Consider the following 14,438-nt stretch of genomic DNA (forward strand, 5'->3'; position numbering starts at 1 on the left):
GACCCCGGGTGGACCGTCCTGCGAGCGGGCGGCTGCCAGGGCGGCTACCAGGGCACGACCTGCGCGGCTACCAGGGCACGACCTGCCCCTGGTGGTCGACGAAGTGCAGGCCCGGCTTGCCCCGGTGGCGCTCGATCGTGTCGGCAACGCCGGGGACGCTCTCCTCGACGCTCAACTCGGCACCGGGGCCGCCGAGTTCGGTACGGACCCAGCCCGGGTCCAGCAGGAGCAGGGTCCGGTCTCCGGCGGTGTCGCGGGCCGCGTAGCAGCGCATCAGCTGGTTGAGGGCGGACTTGCTGGCCCGGTACAGGTCCTGGCCGCCGAAGGTGTTGAGGGTGATGCTGCCCTGGGAGGAGGACATCACGCCGATCGTCCCGGCCGGGGCGACCAGCGGGCCGAGGGTCTCCACGGCGCGCATCGGGCTGAGCGCGTTGGTCACCATGACCTCGGTGAACATGTCCGTCGGGACCTCCCCGATGGGAAGGTCGCCACGGGTGATCGCGGCGTTGACGAAGAGCAGGTCGAGGGTGCGGCCGTTCCCGTTCCCGTTGCCTGTGCCGGCCAGCCGGTCGCGCAGCGCCGTCAGCTGCTCCGGGTCGGTCATCTCCAGGGACTCGACGGTCAGCCGCCCCGGGTGTGCGTCGGCCAGCTCGTGCAGGCCGGTGCGCCGGTGTCCGCGGACGGTGCCGATGACGTCCCAGCCGCGGCGCAGGAGCTCGGTGGCGAGCCCGAGGCCCAGGGTGCGGGAGGCGCCGATGACGAGGGCGGTGTTGCGGTTGTCGGTCATGGCCCGAGTCTGCGGGGCGGCGACGGCGGCGGTCCAATGCTCTTGCGGCCGCATTGATACCGTGCGGGCATGGATCTGGACCTGCGCAAACTCCGGTACTTCACCGCGGTGGCCGAGCACGGGCAATTCGGCCGGGCGGCACAGGAGTTGTTCATCACCCAGCCGGTCCTCAGCCGACAGATCCGGGCGTTCGAGCAGGAGTTGGGCTGCGAGCTGTTCACCCGTACCACCCGCAGTGTCGAACTCACCGCAGCGGGCCGGAAGTTGTACGAGGAGGCCCGGCGCATCACCGCGGTCGTGGACAGTGCCCTGGACCGCGTCCGGGAGGCCGCACGGGGCGAACAGCGGCTCGTCGTCGCCTTCTCCCCGGGCCTGCACGTGTCCCACGCGATCCGGGCGTTCAGCGCCGACCGCCCGGACGTCGCCATCGACGTCCTCCCGCTGCGCTGGTGGGAACAGGACGCACCACTGCGCGACGGCCGCGCCCACGTCGGCTACCTGCGCCACCCCTTCGACACCACGGGCCTGCGCACCGTGCCCATCGGCCGCGAGACCAAGGTCGCCTGCCTGCCGATGACCCACCCGCTGGCCGACCGCCCCAGCCTCACCACCGCCGACCTCGACGGCGAGCCGGTCCTCGACGCCGCCCGCGCACGGCGAACCTCCTCGCTCGACGAGAAGTTCGAACTCGTCGCCTCCGGCCAGGGCATCGCCCTGGTCCCGCTGAGCATCACCCGCTCCTACTCCCGCCCCGACCTGCGCTACCTGCCCGTCACCGACTCCCGGCCCGTCGAGACCTGCCTGGCCGTCCCCGAGGGCGAATGCGCCGACCCCGTACGGCAGTTCCTCGCCACCGCCACGACGGCCCTGCGCAGCCCGGCACCGGGACCGGGACCGGGACGGGCACCGGGACCGGCACGTTAGTCCGCCTTCCGGCCGACGACGAGGACGACGAACTTCGTCTCGTCGTTGAGCCGGGCCTGGCAGTCCCTCAGCGCCGTGTGCGCGGCCGTGGTCAGAGGGTGGCCCATGCCGAGCACTCGGCGGACCCTCGCGTAGTGCGCCAGGTGGTCGGCGACCGCATCGACCAGGCCGCTCTCCTCTCCCTGCCACCTCAGGAACTGCTGCCACAGGGCGAGTGCCCGCGGATGGTCCTCACCCAGCGCGGTCGACCACTCCAGGTGGAGCTCCCGGAACGCGGCGGCAGCACCGCGCGGGTCACCGCTCACGCCGACGGCGTGCGCACTGTGCCGGCGAGCCTCGAAGGCATGCGGATGCCGCGCACCCAGCGCGGCGGTCAGCTCGGTCGCGAGCACGCTCAGCATCCGCGCTCCGTCGGCGTCATGGCCCGAACCCAGCAGCCAGTGCGCGTGCTCGAACTGGACGCGGACGGTGTCGGGGTGATCGTCTCCCAGCACCCGCCGCATGTCCGGGAGCAGGGCCTCAAGCTCCGTGATCGCCCAGCCGACCTCACCGACGACCCCCATCCAGTGCGCATGGTCGAGGCGGAGGGCCAGGGTGTACGGGTGCTGCTCGCCCAGTCTCAGGCGGCTGGTGACGAGCAGCGAGCCCAAGGTGTGCACGGCGGACAGCGGGTTGCCGGCGTGGCCCAGCCAGTGGGCTGCCCGCGCGGAGACGGCGAGGGTCTGCGGAGCGTCCTCGCCGAGGGCGGCCGTACTGAACCCGGCCAGCCTGCGCAGCGCCCGTGCGGCTGCCTCGGGCCGTCCCGACTCGCCCTGCCAGTGCGCCAGCTTCGCCAGCGAGGTGATGGTGTCGTGCCCACTCGGGCTGGTGTGGGACAGGTGGCTCGCCACGACGTCGTAGACCCGGGTCGCCGTGGCGAAGTCGCCGGCCTTGCCGTACTGCTCCGCCAGGGCCGCCTGCGCGGCCAGGGTGGAAGGGTGGTCCGGCCCGTGGACCCGGCGCATGTCCGTCAGGACGTCTTCGAGGCCCCGGATCGCCGCCGGGTCGTCGCCCATCGAACCGAGGCAGCGGGCCAGTTCCAGGCGGATGGTCAGCAGCGTGGGGTGCTGGAAGCCGATGTGCGTACCGGCCTCCGAGCCCAGCTGTTCGAAGTACTGGAGGGCGGCTGCGCTCTGGCCGCTGTCGGCGAGACTGACACCGGCGCGCAGAAGCGCACCGGCGGCCTTGCCGGTGGGGTCCGCCCACAGGTGCGGGCCCGCCTTGCGGTGCAGTGCGGCCGTGCAGGCGCGCAGGGCCTGGGCGAGCGCCTGGCTGGTTTCGACGGCAGGCCACGCCTCCCGGACGGCGAAGGCGGTGGTGCGTGCGAGGGAGGTGAGCAGGCCCGGGCCGAGCGTGTCATGGGCTGCGTGCTGGACCAGGGCGTGGACGCGCAGCAGCCCGAACGACCGGTCCGGGCCGGCCGGGAGGTGATCGGCGAGGCTGAGCCGGTGGAGGATCTCCAGCACGAGCGCCACCCGGTGGGCGCTGACGTCCGGGGTCGGCAGGGGAGGGGCTTTGCGGGCGCTGCGGGCGCTGCGGGCGCTGCGGGCACCGCGGGTTTTACGGGCTTTGCGGAACCGGAGGAGTCGCCTCCCGGTAGCCCCGGGCGCGGATGCCCCCGCGGCGTCGGCAGCCTCCGCGGCCTCCGCCCGCCGGGCCTGCCGTGCGATGAAGGCCCGAGCGGAGGGAGCCGTGAGAATCCTGTCCGGTATGCCGTGCGGGTCGAGCCACGACGCCAACTGCAGGACCGGCGTCGCCTGGCCGAGCGAGTGCAGGTCCGCGCGCTCCAGGCTCAGCGCGAGGACGGCGGCGAGCGTCGACGTCTGGTCGTCCGGCAGCTGGTTCGGCGCCAGCTCGGCGAGCGGCCGCCGGGAGCGCACCATCTCCCGGTAGTGGCTGCTCGTCATCCCGGAACGGGCCGAGTCGATCAGGTACGACGCGGCCTGGGCGAGAGCCAGCGGCAGCCGGCCGAGGTCCTCCCCCAACGCCGCCAGCTCGTCGTCCCCCTCGGCCGGGCACCACCGTCGGAGGCGCCGCCGCAGGTACGCCAGGGTCTCGGCCGGGCTGAACAGCCCGACCTCGATCTGGGTCCTCCCGTCGGCGAACCACAGCGGATCCCGCCGCCGGGTCGTCACGACCACCTGCCCCGACGCCCGTCTCGGCGGCCACAGCCGGGCCAGGTCGCCGGCGTCCTGGACGTCGTCCAACACGACCAGCCATCGCTTCGACGTGGTGCTCAACCAGGCCAGGAACAGCTCCGGCGCCGCGTCGAAGTCCGCCGGATCGCCGCCGGCCACCTGCGCCGCCGCCTGCGTGTACGCCTGCCGCACCGCCTGGCGGCTGCTCGCGGTCACCCACAGCAGCAGATCCAGCGAGCCGGCCTCCAGCAGGGAGTGCGCATGATGGGCGGCCAGCTGCGTCTTCCCCACCCCGCCCATCCCCGCGAGCACCTGGCACAGCACCACCGGCCCACCGCCACCCGCGGCGTCCGCCACCGTCTCCGTCAGGCCCCGGTCCTGGAACGCATCCGCGATGGCGGGCATCACCCCGACCTGTAACGGCCAGGGCGGCTCCGCCGCGGACACCGTGACCCGACCCCCCTGGACCACGGGCCCGGTGAACGTGCCACCGTTGATCACATTGGTCACCCGACCGTCGACGCCGGCCACAAGCCCTCCCGGAACTCCCTGAGGACGAAACACCCCAGGGACCGCCCCATCATGCCGGACCGCGAGCGGCGGCATCAGCCCTTCTGATGCGCGCTGAAGCAGAGCGCGTTGGACGGGATCGCGACCGCGGCCCCAGGATGGCCGAATGACCGTTACCTCTGCCATCGCCTCCTTCGCCGTGGTCGCCGGCATGCTGACCATCATGCCGGGACTGGACACCGCCCTGGTGCTGCGCTCCGCCATCACCCTGGGCCGGCGCCGGGCCTTCGCGACGGCGCTGGGGATCCTCTGCGGCGTCCTCGTCTGGGGCGTGGCCGCCGCGGTCGGCGCCACCGCGGTGCTCACCGCCTCCCACCTGCTGTACGACGCGCTGCGCGTGGCCGGCGCCGGGTACCTGGCGTGGCTGGGCATCGGCATGCTCCGCCGGACGCTCAAGCAGCGCGGCCGCCCCGTGTCGGGGGAGACGGCCGGCACGGCGGACGGAGCGCAGGAGGCCACGACCGCGGAGGCGACCTGGGCGCGGTCCTGGGCCCGCGGCCTGGGCACCAGCCTGCTGAACCCCAAGAACGGCGTCTTCTACATGGCGATGCTGCCCCAGTTCATCCCCAGCGGTGCCCCGCACCTGCCGATGGGCGTCGTCCTGGCGACCGTCCACGACCTGGAGGGGCTGGTCTGGTTCAGCGCCCTGATCTTCGGCACCCACCTCGTCCGCCGCTGGCTCAACCGCGCCTCGGTCCAGCGCGCCATCGACGCGATCACCGGCACGGTCCTCGTCGCCTTCGGCATCAAGCTGGCCCTCGCGGCGGACTGACCACAACGGCCTGCGGCCACCCTACGATCCTCCGGCCGAGCCTCAGCTGCCCGCGGTCACGGTGGAGACGGGCTGGCCCAGCAGGCCGGCCACGAGGGCATCGGATCCCACGGGCAGCAGGCGGTGCGCGTCCGTCGCGTTCTCCAGGCCGACCACGAGCGCGATGCAGACGTCCGCCGCCTCGGCGGGCCCGACCCCTTCGACGGTGCCCGCCACGGCGAAGAGGCCGGTGAGCAGGTGGCGCAGCTCGGCGGTGAAGGCGGAACATATCCCGCCGAAGAGGCGGGCCTTGTCGTCGAGGAGTTCGGCCGTGTGCGGGGAGTCCTCGGACAGGGCGAGGACGAGTTCGAGCTTGGCGGCGAGGACGCCCCGGACACGGGCGGCGTACGGTACCGCGCTGTCGGCCGCTGCCCGGCGGGCCCGCGCGAGCGCCTGCGCGTGCAGGCGCTCGGCGAGCCGCCGGAAGGCGTCGTCCTTGCTGCGGACGTACTGGTAGACCGCGGACCGGGACACGCCCATGGTGGTGGCGATGTCGTCCATCGTGGTGCGCCGCACGCCGTACCTGGTCAGGCAGTCGTACGTGGCGTCGAGGACCTCGTCGAGCCGGTCGGTGCCCATCGGGGTCAGGCCAGCTTCTTGAGCAGCTCGGCAGCGAGCGGGGCGGAGGAGGCCGGGTTCTGGCCGGTGACCAGGTTGCGGTCGACGATCACGTTCGGCGCCCACGGCTCGCCGACCCGGACGTTCACGCCGGCCTCGGTGAGGCGGTCCTGGAGCAGCCACTTCGCCTTGTCCGCGAAGCCCGCCTGGGTCTCCTCGGCGTTGGTGAAGGCGGCGACGTCGTAGCCGGCGAAGACGTTGGTGCCGTCGGCCCTGACGGCCGCCAGCAGCGCGGCCGGGGCGTGGCAGACCACCCGAGCGGCTTGCCGGACTCCAGGGCGACGGTGAGGAGGCGGCCGGAGTCGGCGTTGACCGCAAGGTCCTCCATGGGGCCGTGGCCGCCGGGGTAGAAGACGGCCGCGTAGTCGTCGAGGTCCACGTCCGCGACCTTGATCGGCGACTGCAGCTCGCCGAAGCCGGCCAGGGCGTCGGCGATGCGGTCGGCGTTCTCCTGGCCACCGTTGACCTCAGGGGCGAGGCTGCCCTTGTCGACGGCGGGAACGACACCGCCGGGCGTGGCGACCACGATCTCGTGACCGGCCGCCTTGAAGGCCTCGTACGGAGCGACGGCCTCCTCGGCCCAGAAGCCGGTGGGGTACTTGGTGCCATCGGCCAGCGTCCAGTGGTCGGCGCCGGTGACGACGAAGAGGATCTTCGACATGAGGTGGTTCTCCGAGGGTGCGGAGCCCGTACGGGCCGTAGGGATCGGGAACGCGGTGCGTCGCCGATCCGTAGGGATCGGGGACGGTGCGTCGCCGCCGCTGCTGACGTTTCCGAAGCACTGACACTTCGCACTCGGTTCGTCAGTGTGGCGACGTCCTCGAAGGTAGAACGTCTACCCCATCGGAATCCAATAGGCTCGTGCATGTGAGAGATAGGGATTCCAATGGGCAGTCGGGAATGCCGTCGCCGCAAGGCAGCGGCCTTCTCGATCTGAACCTGCTGCGCACGTTCCTCGCCGTGTACCGCGCCGGCACCTTCACCGCGGGCGCCCGCGTGCTGGGCCTTTCACAACCGACGGTGACGACGCAGATCCGCTCGCTGGAGAGCCAGCTGGGCCGGGAGCTGTTCGAGCGGCTGTCCCGCGGTGTCGCCCCGACCCCGTTCGCCGACGAGCTGGCCGCGCGGGTCATGGAGCCGCTGGACGCCCTCGGCCCGGTCGGCGGCGGCGCCCTCTTCGGCGAGAGCGACGCGGAGCCCGTGCACCTGGCGGGGCCCGCCGAGTACCTCACGCACTGCGTCATGCCGACGCTCGCCCCGCTCGTCGACAAGGGGGTGCGCCTGCGCGTCGCCTTCGGCCTCACCGACGATCTGCTCGACGGACTGCGCGCCGGCCGGCACGACCTGGTGGTGGCCACCCTGCGCCCACGCGGCCGCGCGCTCGCCTCCGTACCGCTGGCCGACGAGGAATTCGTCCTGGTCGCCGCACCTTCATGGGCCGAACGGATCGGCTCGCGCCTTGCCACCGAGGGACCGGCAGCGCTGCACGGAGTGCCGCTCGTGTCGTACGCCGAGGACCTGCCGATCGTCCGCCGCTACTGGCGCCATGTCTTCGGCAGGCGGTTGACCTGCAGTCCGACCGTCACCGTGCCCGACCTGAGGGCCGTCAGGGCAGCCGTCGTCGGCGGCGCCGGGTTCAGCGTGCTGCCGCGCTACCTGTGCGCCGACGACCTGGCCTCAGGCGCCCTGGCCCTCCTCAACGATCCGGACGACCCACCGATCAACACCGGCTTCCTGGTCCAGCGCCCGGGGTCGTCCACGAATCCCCACGTCGCGCTGGTTCGCGACCACCTGCTGCGCTCCGTCCAGGGGTCATCACACCGGTGATCGTGGGCCCGCAGTCTCAGGTGAGGGCGGTGACGATCAGGGTGAAGGCGGCGACGATGACGGCGACGCGGGCGTAGTGGTAGCGGTCCCAGCGGTTCATCTGCTCCTTCCAGTCGTCGGGCCGGTTCTCGGCGGTCCACGTCTTGCCCCGGTTGTTGATCGGGACGAGCAGCAGGAGCGACATGACCACGCTGAGGACCAGCAGCGCGCCGGAGGTGACGACGAGTCCGGCGCCGGGGCGGTGCCAGCCGGCGACGGCCCAGATCACGACGAGGAGGAGTGAGCCGATGTACCAGACCGGCATGACGGCGCCGAGCATCCGGCCGCCGTGGCTGCGGGCGCGCTGGTTGCTGTCGTCGGGGAGGGCGTTGAAGATCGGGTTCATGACGAAGGCGACGGAGAACTCCACGCCCACCATCAGGCCGACGAGCACGGTGGTGAGGATTTCGAGTGCGTCGAGCATGGCTGCCCCTCCTGGAATCCAGTGCAGATCTAGTGCCGCTAGGCGATGAGGCAACGCTAGTACTGCTGCCGCTTGATTGTCTAGCGGCGCTAGGGTCGAATCGTGTCCGGCTGATGCCCGATGCCTGCCTTGTGCCCGTCGAACGACCACCGCGTTTGCCGGGAACACGAAGGCGGCACCCGATATGCTTCCCCGCCTGGGAGGTGCTTCCGGCCGAAGCGGGCTCGGACACCTGCCGGACACCACACTTCATGACGCGACGACGGGGTGCATGCGATGCCTCTTGAGGGCGAGTACGAGCCGAGTCCGGCACAGTGGGTGCGCGATCAGGTCGAGCTGTACGAGAGTTCGGGCGGCACCCGGGGAACGACGCTCCGGGACACGGGCCTGCCGGTCATCATCCTCACGACGCGCGGCGCGAAGAGCGGCAAGATCCGCAAGACCCCGTTGATGCGCGTGGAGCACGAGGGGCGGTACGCGGCCGTGGCCTCGAAGGGCGGCTTCCCGCGCCACCCGGTCTGGTACTTCAACGTCACGTCCGACCCGCACGTGGAGCTCCAGGACGGGCCCGTACGGCAGGACATGACGGCCCGTGAGGTCACCGGGGACGAGAAAGCCGAGTGGTGGGAGCGCGCGGTCGCCGCGTACCCGCCGTACGCCGAGTACCAGGAGAAGACGGACCGGGTGATCCCCGTCTTCGTGCTGGAGCCCGTGCGCGGGTAGGGCGGTGAAGGGTGCCCGCCATCGGCGGGCACCCCCCGGCGTTCCTGTCATGCCGTCACGCCGTCACGCCGTCACGCCGGCGGGATCGGCCCGAGGTACGTGCCGCCGGAGGCGTCGATGGTCTGGCCGGTCACCCAGCGGCCCTGCGGTCCCGCCAGGAAGCCCACGACGTCCGCGACGTCCTCGGGCCGGCCGATCCGGCCCAGAGCGGTGATCGCCTCCAGCCCGGCCATCGCCGCGGGGGCGCTCGTCCATGCGGACGTCATGTCGGTGAGGACCACCCCCGGGTTGACGGTGTTCACGGTGATCCCGCGCCGGCCGAGGTCGTTGGCGAGCGGTGCCGCGAGAGCCGCCAGCGCGGCCTTGCTCACGGTGTAGCCGACCTGGAGGGGCGAGCCGATCCGGGTCGCCGCCGAGGCCACGTTCACGATCCGCCCGCCGTCGCGCAGCAGCGGCAGCACCCGCTGGATCACGAAGACGGGCGTGCGCACGTTGATCGCCATCACCCGGTCGAACTCCTCCTCGGTGATCTGCCCGATCGAACCGGTCAGGTGGATACCGGCGTTGTTGACCAGGACGTCCAGGCCGTCCTCGCCGTGTTCGGCCAGCCCGGCCGTCAGCCCCTCCGACAACTCCTCCGGCGCGCCGTTCTCGCCGAACCGCGCCCGCACCGCGAACGCCCGGCCGCCGGCCTTCGCGATCAGCTCCACGGTCTCCGCGGCCGATTCCCCGTTGCTGCCGTAGTGCACCGCGACCAGCGCCCCGTCGGCGGCCAGCCGCAGCGCGATCGCCCGCCCGATCCCGCGCGAGCCGCCGGTCACCAGCGCCGTCCTGCCGTCCAGTTCCCCCACGATCACCGCTCCCCTCCCGCCGTCCCGGCCTCGGCCTCGGCCTTTGCCGTTGCCTTTGCCGAAGCGGATCCGGATCCGATTCCCGTCACGGCCCGATGCCGGACACCCACTCATCCATGCCCGGAGACGAAGCGCGGAACCACCGCCGCCCCGAGGAACGGTGAAGCCAAGGTCGCCGCCCCTTCGGGCTGCCGGAAAAGGCCCCGCGCCGTCCGGCCGTTCGTGCCAGGATGCTCGGCATGTCTGCTCGTGCTCTGAGCTTCGGCGCGGTCGCGGAAGCCTACGAAAGGTTCCGGCCGGGGTATCCCGAGGAGCTCTTCGAGGTGGTGATGACGTACGCGGGTCGGCCGGTTCGGACGGCCCTGGAGATCGGCGCGGGGACGGGCAAGGCGACCCGCCTGTTCGCCGGGCACGGGGTCGCGGTCACGGCGACGGAGCCCGACGCCGCCATGCTCGCCGAGCTGAACCGGGCCGTGCCCGCGAACGTGACGCCCGTGCGGGCCTCCTTCGAGGACCTGCGGCCGGGCGGAACCCACGGATTGGTCTACGCGGCGGCGGCCCTGCACTGGACACGCCCCGAGGGCCGGTGGTCGAAGGTGGCAGCGCTGCTGGAGCCGGAGGGCGTGTTCGCCTCGTTCGGCGGCCCGGTGCAGCTCGCCGACCCGGCCGTCGAGGAGTCCGTACGCGCCGCGCGGGCGCCGTTCCTGGACAGCGACGAGATCCCGTCCCCCGACGGGACGGCACCGGACGAGCAGATGCAGTGGCCGGGTACGGAACTGCAACGGTCCCCGCTGTTCCACGACGTCCGGCAGCACGTCATCGAGCGGCGCCTGACGATGAGCGCCCCCGACTACGTCGGCCACCTGTCGACCATCTCCGCGTACCTCCAACTGCCCCTACCGACACGCCTGCAGGCGTTCGACGCGATCACCCGCGTCCTGCCGGGGACGGTCGAGATCGCCGCCGACATCACCGTCCACCTCGCACGCCGGCGCCCCGCATAGGGGTGGCATTCCCGCGAGTCGAGACGCGTGAGGCGCGCAGTCAGCGCTGGGCGCGGCGGAAGTCGCCCGGGGTGAGGCCGGTTTCGCGGAGGAAGAACTTGCCGAAGTTGGTCGGCTCGCTGAAGCCGAGGGTGCGGCCGATCGCGGCGACCGGCAGATCGGTGTGGGCGAGGAGGCGCTGCGCCTGGAGGGCCACGCGGGCGTCGGCGAGCTGCTTGGCGGTGCGGCCGGTGGCGGCCAGGCAGACGCGGGTGAGGGTGCGGGGGGAGTAGCCGAGACGGGCGGCGTAGTCCTCGACCGAGCGGGTGGCGGCGAAGGATCGTTCCAGCTCGCGCCGGAAGGCGAGGTGGACGTCGGGGCCGGCTGCCGGGCCTGCGGCCGGGTCCGGCCCCGGGATCCGTGCGATGCGGATGAGGAACGCGCCGAGGAGCTGGCGCAGGAGAACACCCGTCAGGTCGGTGGCGGCCTCCGTGGCCTGCGCGGCCTGGAGCGCGGCGTACTCCGCTTCCAGCTCGGCCGTGGCCCGGTCGAACGCGCCGAAGTCGGTGGGCGGCAGCTGCCACGCGACGGGCCCGAAGCCGTCGAGCACCCGGTGGGCCGCGGGCAGGGGCGGCGGGAAGTCCGGTGTGAACAGGAGCAGCGAGGCGTCGAGGTCCGCCGGTCGGCCGCTCGCGTCGGACGGCAGGCGCTGCACCTGGCCCGGGCGCAGGTGCAGCAGCGTGCCGCGGGCGCACGGGTACCGGACGAAATCGACCATCACCGTGCCCTCGCCGTCGCGCACGAGCACGAGCTGGTGGAAGTCGAGACGGCTGGGCCGCCGGGCCACCGAGCTTTTCAGACGCGCCTTCAGCGCATCGAAGCTCAGGACCTCGATGCCGGTGTGCCGTCGGTCCGGGTTGTCGTAGGCGATGTCGACGACGTCGCGCTGTCCATTTTCGACCATGGTGAGTCCCGACCCTACCTCGCCGCCCGGGCAGCCTGGGCGGGATCGTGGAGGCACGGCAGCCGAGGGCCGCCGACCCCATCGAGAAGCGAGGACCTTCCACCATGTCGTCCCCCGTCATCACCGACCCCGTGCAGCTGCCCAAGGCTTTCGAGGAGGCCCTGAACGCCGGCGACGTCGACGCCGTCCTGGCCCTGTTCGCGCCGGGCGCGGCCATGCGCACGGTGACCGGCGAGCACATCACCGGCACCGAGGCGCTGCGCGCGGAGATCGGCGGCACCGTCGCCGCGCGCGGCAGGCTGACGAACGTCCAGCGGCACACCCTCGTCGGCGCGGGCACCGCACTGCTGGTCACCGACTGGACCCTGGAGATCGACACCCCGTCCGGCGACCGGATCGCCCCGACCGGCACCACCGCCAACATCGCCCGCCAGAACACCGACGGCCACTGGCACTTCGCCCTCCTGAACCCCCTCGGCACCGCCTGACCGGCCACACCCCCGGCCCCGCCGGGGTCCCAGGGCCGCCTGTGCCCACCCGCGCCGGGGCGGGTGGGCACAGGCGGCCGGTTTGCCGACCACCCGGCGGGCCGCCGGACCTCGACTGACACCACGGGCACCACAGGCACCACCGGCACCATTGACCCCGCTGGCCCTGCTGACCTCGCTGACACCACGCTCGCACCCGGCCGGCGAAGGAGCTGCCTTGGCGCAGGTGCCGCCTGGGGAACCGGCCGGCACCGTCGTACGGGCTATCCCTGCCGTCTCCACCACGACGGCTCGCCGAATCCGAGTGGCGCGTTCGTACCACTGTGCGGGTATCCGCGCTGGTCCTGAGCGGGATTCGCGGATTCTCGTGTGCGGGCCGGCGACGGTTCGTACGATCCGGTCCGGGACCGGCCGAACGGCCGGCCACTGGAGCAAGGGAGCGGGCCGATGGCGTCCGTGGGCTGGATGGTGCTGGCCGCGTTGGTGGTCGGCGGCGTGGCGGTCTGGCTGCGGCAGCGCTACCCCGGCGGCTGGCGCTATGCCCTGAGCACGGAGTACGCCGGGCAGCGGCGCGACCTGGACGCGGCCCGAGGCAGGCTGCGGGAGCTGCGCCGCGAAGCGGAACGCGCCCTCGCTGCGGCCCGCGCAGGAGTCGACGCCGCCGAGCGCGCCCGCCGGAGCCGTATTGCCCAGGCCGAGACGCACCTGGCCCGGCTCCGGTCACCCGGACGGGGCATGCTTCGGTCGTCGGTCGGACGTGTGCTGTGGCTGTACGAGCACGTGCTGGTGGTGGAGGTGGACGGCCGCGAGATCGAGTGCCCGCTGCCCGAGGTCTCGGTCCGTGACGAGTACTCGGACGGAATCGGTCACGTGTATGTGGCGCTTCCGGACGGCCGCCGGGAGATGGTGTCCGTCTCCCTGGAGGAGGTGCCGGAGGCCGAGGTGCGCAGGTTCGTCGTCGAGGTGTTCAACGCCTCCGCCGACGAGAAGATCGCCAGGGCCGAGCGGCAGGCGCGCGTGCCGCAGGCCGAGGCCGAGCTGCGTGCGGCGGAAGCCGACACGGCCGGCCAGGACCGGGCACGGGACCGGATGGCCGAGGTGGAGGCCGGTCAGAAGTCGGACAAGCGCATCCCTCGTGCCCGTCAGGAACTGGACGCGGCATTCGACAGGTGGGAACAGCTCACCGGCCACCGTCCGCAGTAGCCCGCTGGCAGGCCGATTTCGCGATCACCCGCACGGCCCGCTCGCCCGCCGTCGTACCGCCTGTGGTACAGCTGGGGCAGCACGGACAGTTGGTGGTCGATCGGAGGGGAAGTCGCATGACGGAGCAGCGAGTTGTGATCGTGACCGGGGGTGGCACGGGCATCGGCGCGGCCACCGCCGGGTTGTTGCGGGAGAGCGGCCACCAGGTCGTCGTCTCCGGGCGGCGGAGCGAGCCGCTGGAGCGCATCGCCCGGCAGACCGGCGCAGTGGCGCACCCGGCCGACACGACCGACCCCGACGCCGTGCGCGACCTCGTGCAGAGCACCGTCGCCCGCTACGGGCGCATCGACGGACTGGTGGTCAACGCGGGGGTCGGCCGCGGCGGCGGCGTCGGCGAGACCTCCGACGAGGACTGGGACCTGGTGCTGCGCACCAATCTCACCGGCCCGTTCCTCACGATGCGCGCGGCCCTGCCGCACCTGCTGCGGGCCCGCGGAGCCGTCGTCGCCGTCGCCTCCGTCTCGGCGTTGCGCAACGGCATGCGCAACGCCGCCTACGCCGCGTCCAAGGCGGCCCTGCTGCAGCTGTGCAGCTCACTCGCGGTCGACTACGGCGCGAGCGGGCTGCGGGCCAACACGGTGTGCCCCAGCTGGGTGCGCACCGAGATGGCCGACCGCCGGATGGCCCGCTTCGCCGAGGAGGCGCAGCTGGGCGGCGGCGACGGCGACGGCGACGGTGGCCGCGACGGCGGCACGGGCAGCGGCACGGACGCGGCCTACGCCGAAGCCACCCGGCTGATCCCGGCGGGCCGCCCCGCCGACCCGCGCGAGGTCGCCGAGGCCATCGCCTGGCTGCTGTCCCCGGCCGCCTCCTTCGTCAACGGCGCGACCCTCACCGTCGACGGCGGCGCCACCGCCCTGGACCCGGGAACCCTGCCCTTCGCCTACCGCATCGACCCGCGTGACTCCGCGGGCTGACCCCACGGCCCCTGCTCCCGGCCGCCGGCGCCCGCCGGCGGCCGGGAACGCCACCCGGTCGACCCTCAGGAG

The 14,438-nt window shown here is 72.8% G+C and carries 14 protein-coding genes and 1 pseudogene; 8 read left to right on the forward strand and 7 right to left on the reverse strand.

Annotated features, from left to right (window positions below; translation table 11 throughout):
* Positions 1-67: 67 nt before the first annotated feature.
* On the reverse strand, positions 68-787 hold the full coding sequence (locus CRP52_RS34370; protein WP_097240753.1) for an SDR family oxidoreductase: 720 nt from the start codon (positions 785-787) through the stop codon (positions 68-70).
* Between the two features lie 69 nt (positions 788-856).
* Here CRP52_RS34370 and CRP52_RS34375 point away from each other — a divergent pair, with 69 nt between their 5' ends.
* Positions 857-1,711: a LysR family transcriptional regulator gene (locus CRP52_RS34375; protein ID WP_097240754.1), complete on the forward strand. Its 855-nt coding sequence runs from the start codon at positions 857-859 to the stop codon at positions 1,709-1,711.
* On the opposite strand, the gene CRP52_RS34380 is transcribed toward CRP52_RS34375, so the two are convergent.
* Positions 1,708-4,293 carry a tetratricopeptide repeat protein gene (locus tag CRP52_RS34380; protein WP_179853123.1) on the reverse strand — a complete coding sequence of 862 codons (2,586 nt, stop codon included), beginning with the start codon at positions 4,291-4,293 and terminating at the stop codon, positions 1,708-1,710. The genes CRP52_RS34375 and CRP52_RS34380 overlap by 4 nt on opposite strands.
* 271 nt (positions 4,294-4,564) lie before the next feature.
* Between CRP52_RS34380 and CRP52_RS34385 the strand changes: the two genes are divergently transcribed.
* Positions 4,565-5,230, forward strand: coding sequence for a LysE family translocator (locus tag CRP52_RS34385; protein ID WP_097240756.1), 666 nt, complete (start codon positions 4,565-4,567; stop codon positions 5,228-5,230).
* Between the two features lie 42 nt (positions 5,231-5,272).
* Here CRP52_RS34385 and CRP52_RS34390 read toward each other — a convergent pair whose 3' ends face one another.
* Both CRP52_RS34390 and CRP52_RS34395 read right to left on the reverse strand, forming a co-directional pair.
* Positions 5,273-5,848: a TetR/AcrR family transcriptional regulator gene (locus CRP52_RS34390; protein ID WP_097240757.1), complete on the reverse strand. Its 576-nt coding sequence runs from the start codon at positions 5,846-5,848 to the stop codon at positions 5,273-5,275.
* 5 nt (positions 5,849-5,853) lie between these two features.
* Positions 5,854-6,548: pseudogene (locus CRP52_RS34395) on the reverse strand (type 1 glutamine amidotransferase domain-containing protein).
* A gap of 239 nt (positions 6,549-6,787) precedes the next feature.
* Here CRP52_RS34395 and CRP52_RS34400 point away from each other — a divergent pair.
* Positions 6,788-7,714, forward strand: coding sequence for a LysR family transcriptional regulator (locus CRP52_RS34400; protein WP_097240758.1), 927 nt, complete (start codon positions 6,788-6,790; stop codon positions 7,712-7,714).
* 16 nt (positions 7,715-7,730) lie between these two features.
* On the opposite strand, the gene CRP52_RS34405 is transcribed toward CRP52_RS34400, so the two are convergent.
* Positions 7,731-8,177 carry a DUF1772 domain-containing protein gene (locus tag CRP52_RS34405; protein ID WP_097240759.1) on the reverse strand — a complete coding sequence of 149 codons (447 nt, stop codon included), beginning with the start codon at positions 8,175-8,177 and terminating at the stop codon, positions 7,731-7,733.
* A gap of 276 nt (positions 8,178-8,453) precedes the next feature.
* On the opposite strand from CRP52_RS34405, the gene CRP52_RS34410 reads away from it, so the two are divergent.
* Entirely contained in the window at positions 8,454-8,900 is a 447-nt protein-coding gene (locus CRP52_RS34410; RefSeq protein ID WP_097240760.1) for a nitroreductase family deazaflavin-dependent oxidoreductase, read from the forward strand.
* A gap of 71 nt (positions 8,901-8,971) precedes the next feature.
* On the opposite strand, the gene CRP52_RS34415 is transcribed toward CRP52_RS34410, so the two are convergent.
* Positions 8,972-9,751 (reverse strand): SDR family NAD(P)-dependent oxidoreductase, encoded by a 780-nt coding sequence (locus tag CRP52_RS34415; RefSeq protein ID WP_097240890.1) that lies wholly within the window; start codon positions 9,749-9,751, stop codon positions 8,972-8,974.
* Positions 9,752-9,990: 239 nt separating this feature from the next.
* Here CRP52_RS34415 and CRP52_RS34420 point away from each other — a divergent pair, with 239 nt between their 5' ends.
* Positions 9,991-10,755, forward strand: a complete 765-nt coding sequence (locus tag CRP52_RS34420) for a class I SAM-dependent methyltransferase (protein WP_097240761.1) — start codon at positions 9,991-9,993, stop codon at positions 10,753-10,755.
* 40 nt (positions 10,756-10,795) lie between these two features.
* On the opposite strand, the gene CRP52_RS34425 is transcribed toward CRP52_RS34420, so the two are convergent.
* Positions 10,796-11,698, reverse strand: coding sequence for a helix-turn-helix domain-containing protein (locus CRP52_RS34425; protein ID WP_097240762.1), 903 nt, complete (start codon positions 11,696-11,698; stop codon positions 10,796-10,798).
* 104 nt (positions 11,699-11,802) lie between these two features.
* Here CRP52_RS34425 and CRP52_RS34430 point away from each other — a divergent pair, with 104 nt between their 5' ends.
* The 3 genes from CRP52_RS34430 to CRP52_RS34440 all read left to right on the forward strand — a co-directional run bounded on the left by CRP52_RS34430 (position 11,803) and on the right by CRP52_RS34440 (position 14,366).
* A complete protein-coding gene (locus tag CRP52_RS34430) occupies positions 11,803-12,186 on the forward strand; it encodes a YybH family protein (protein WP_097240763.1) in 384 nt (127 codons plus the stop codon).
* A 447-nt stretch (positions 12,187-12,633) separates the two neighbouring features.
* The gene (locus tag CRP52_RS34435) at positions 12,634-13,389 is read left to right on the forward strand and encodes a hypothetical protein (protein ID WP_143685900.1); all 756 of its coding nucleotides are present in this window, start codon (positions 12,634-12,636) and stop codon (positions 13,387-13,389) included.
* A 116-nt stretch (positions 13,390-13,505) separates the two neighbouring features.
* Entirely contained in the window at positions 13,506-14,366 is an 861-nt protein-coding gene (locus CRP52_RS34440; protein WP_097240765.1) for an SDR family NAD(P)-dependent oxidoreductase, read from the forward strand.
* Positions 14,367-14,438 lie beyond the last annotated feature (72 nt).

The organism is Streptomyces sp. 1331.2 (assembly GCF_900199205.1).
Taxonomy (GTDB): domain Bacteria; phylum Actinomycetota; class Actinomycetes; order Streptomycetales; family Streptomycetaceae; genus Kitasatospora.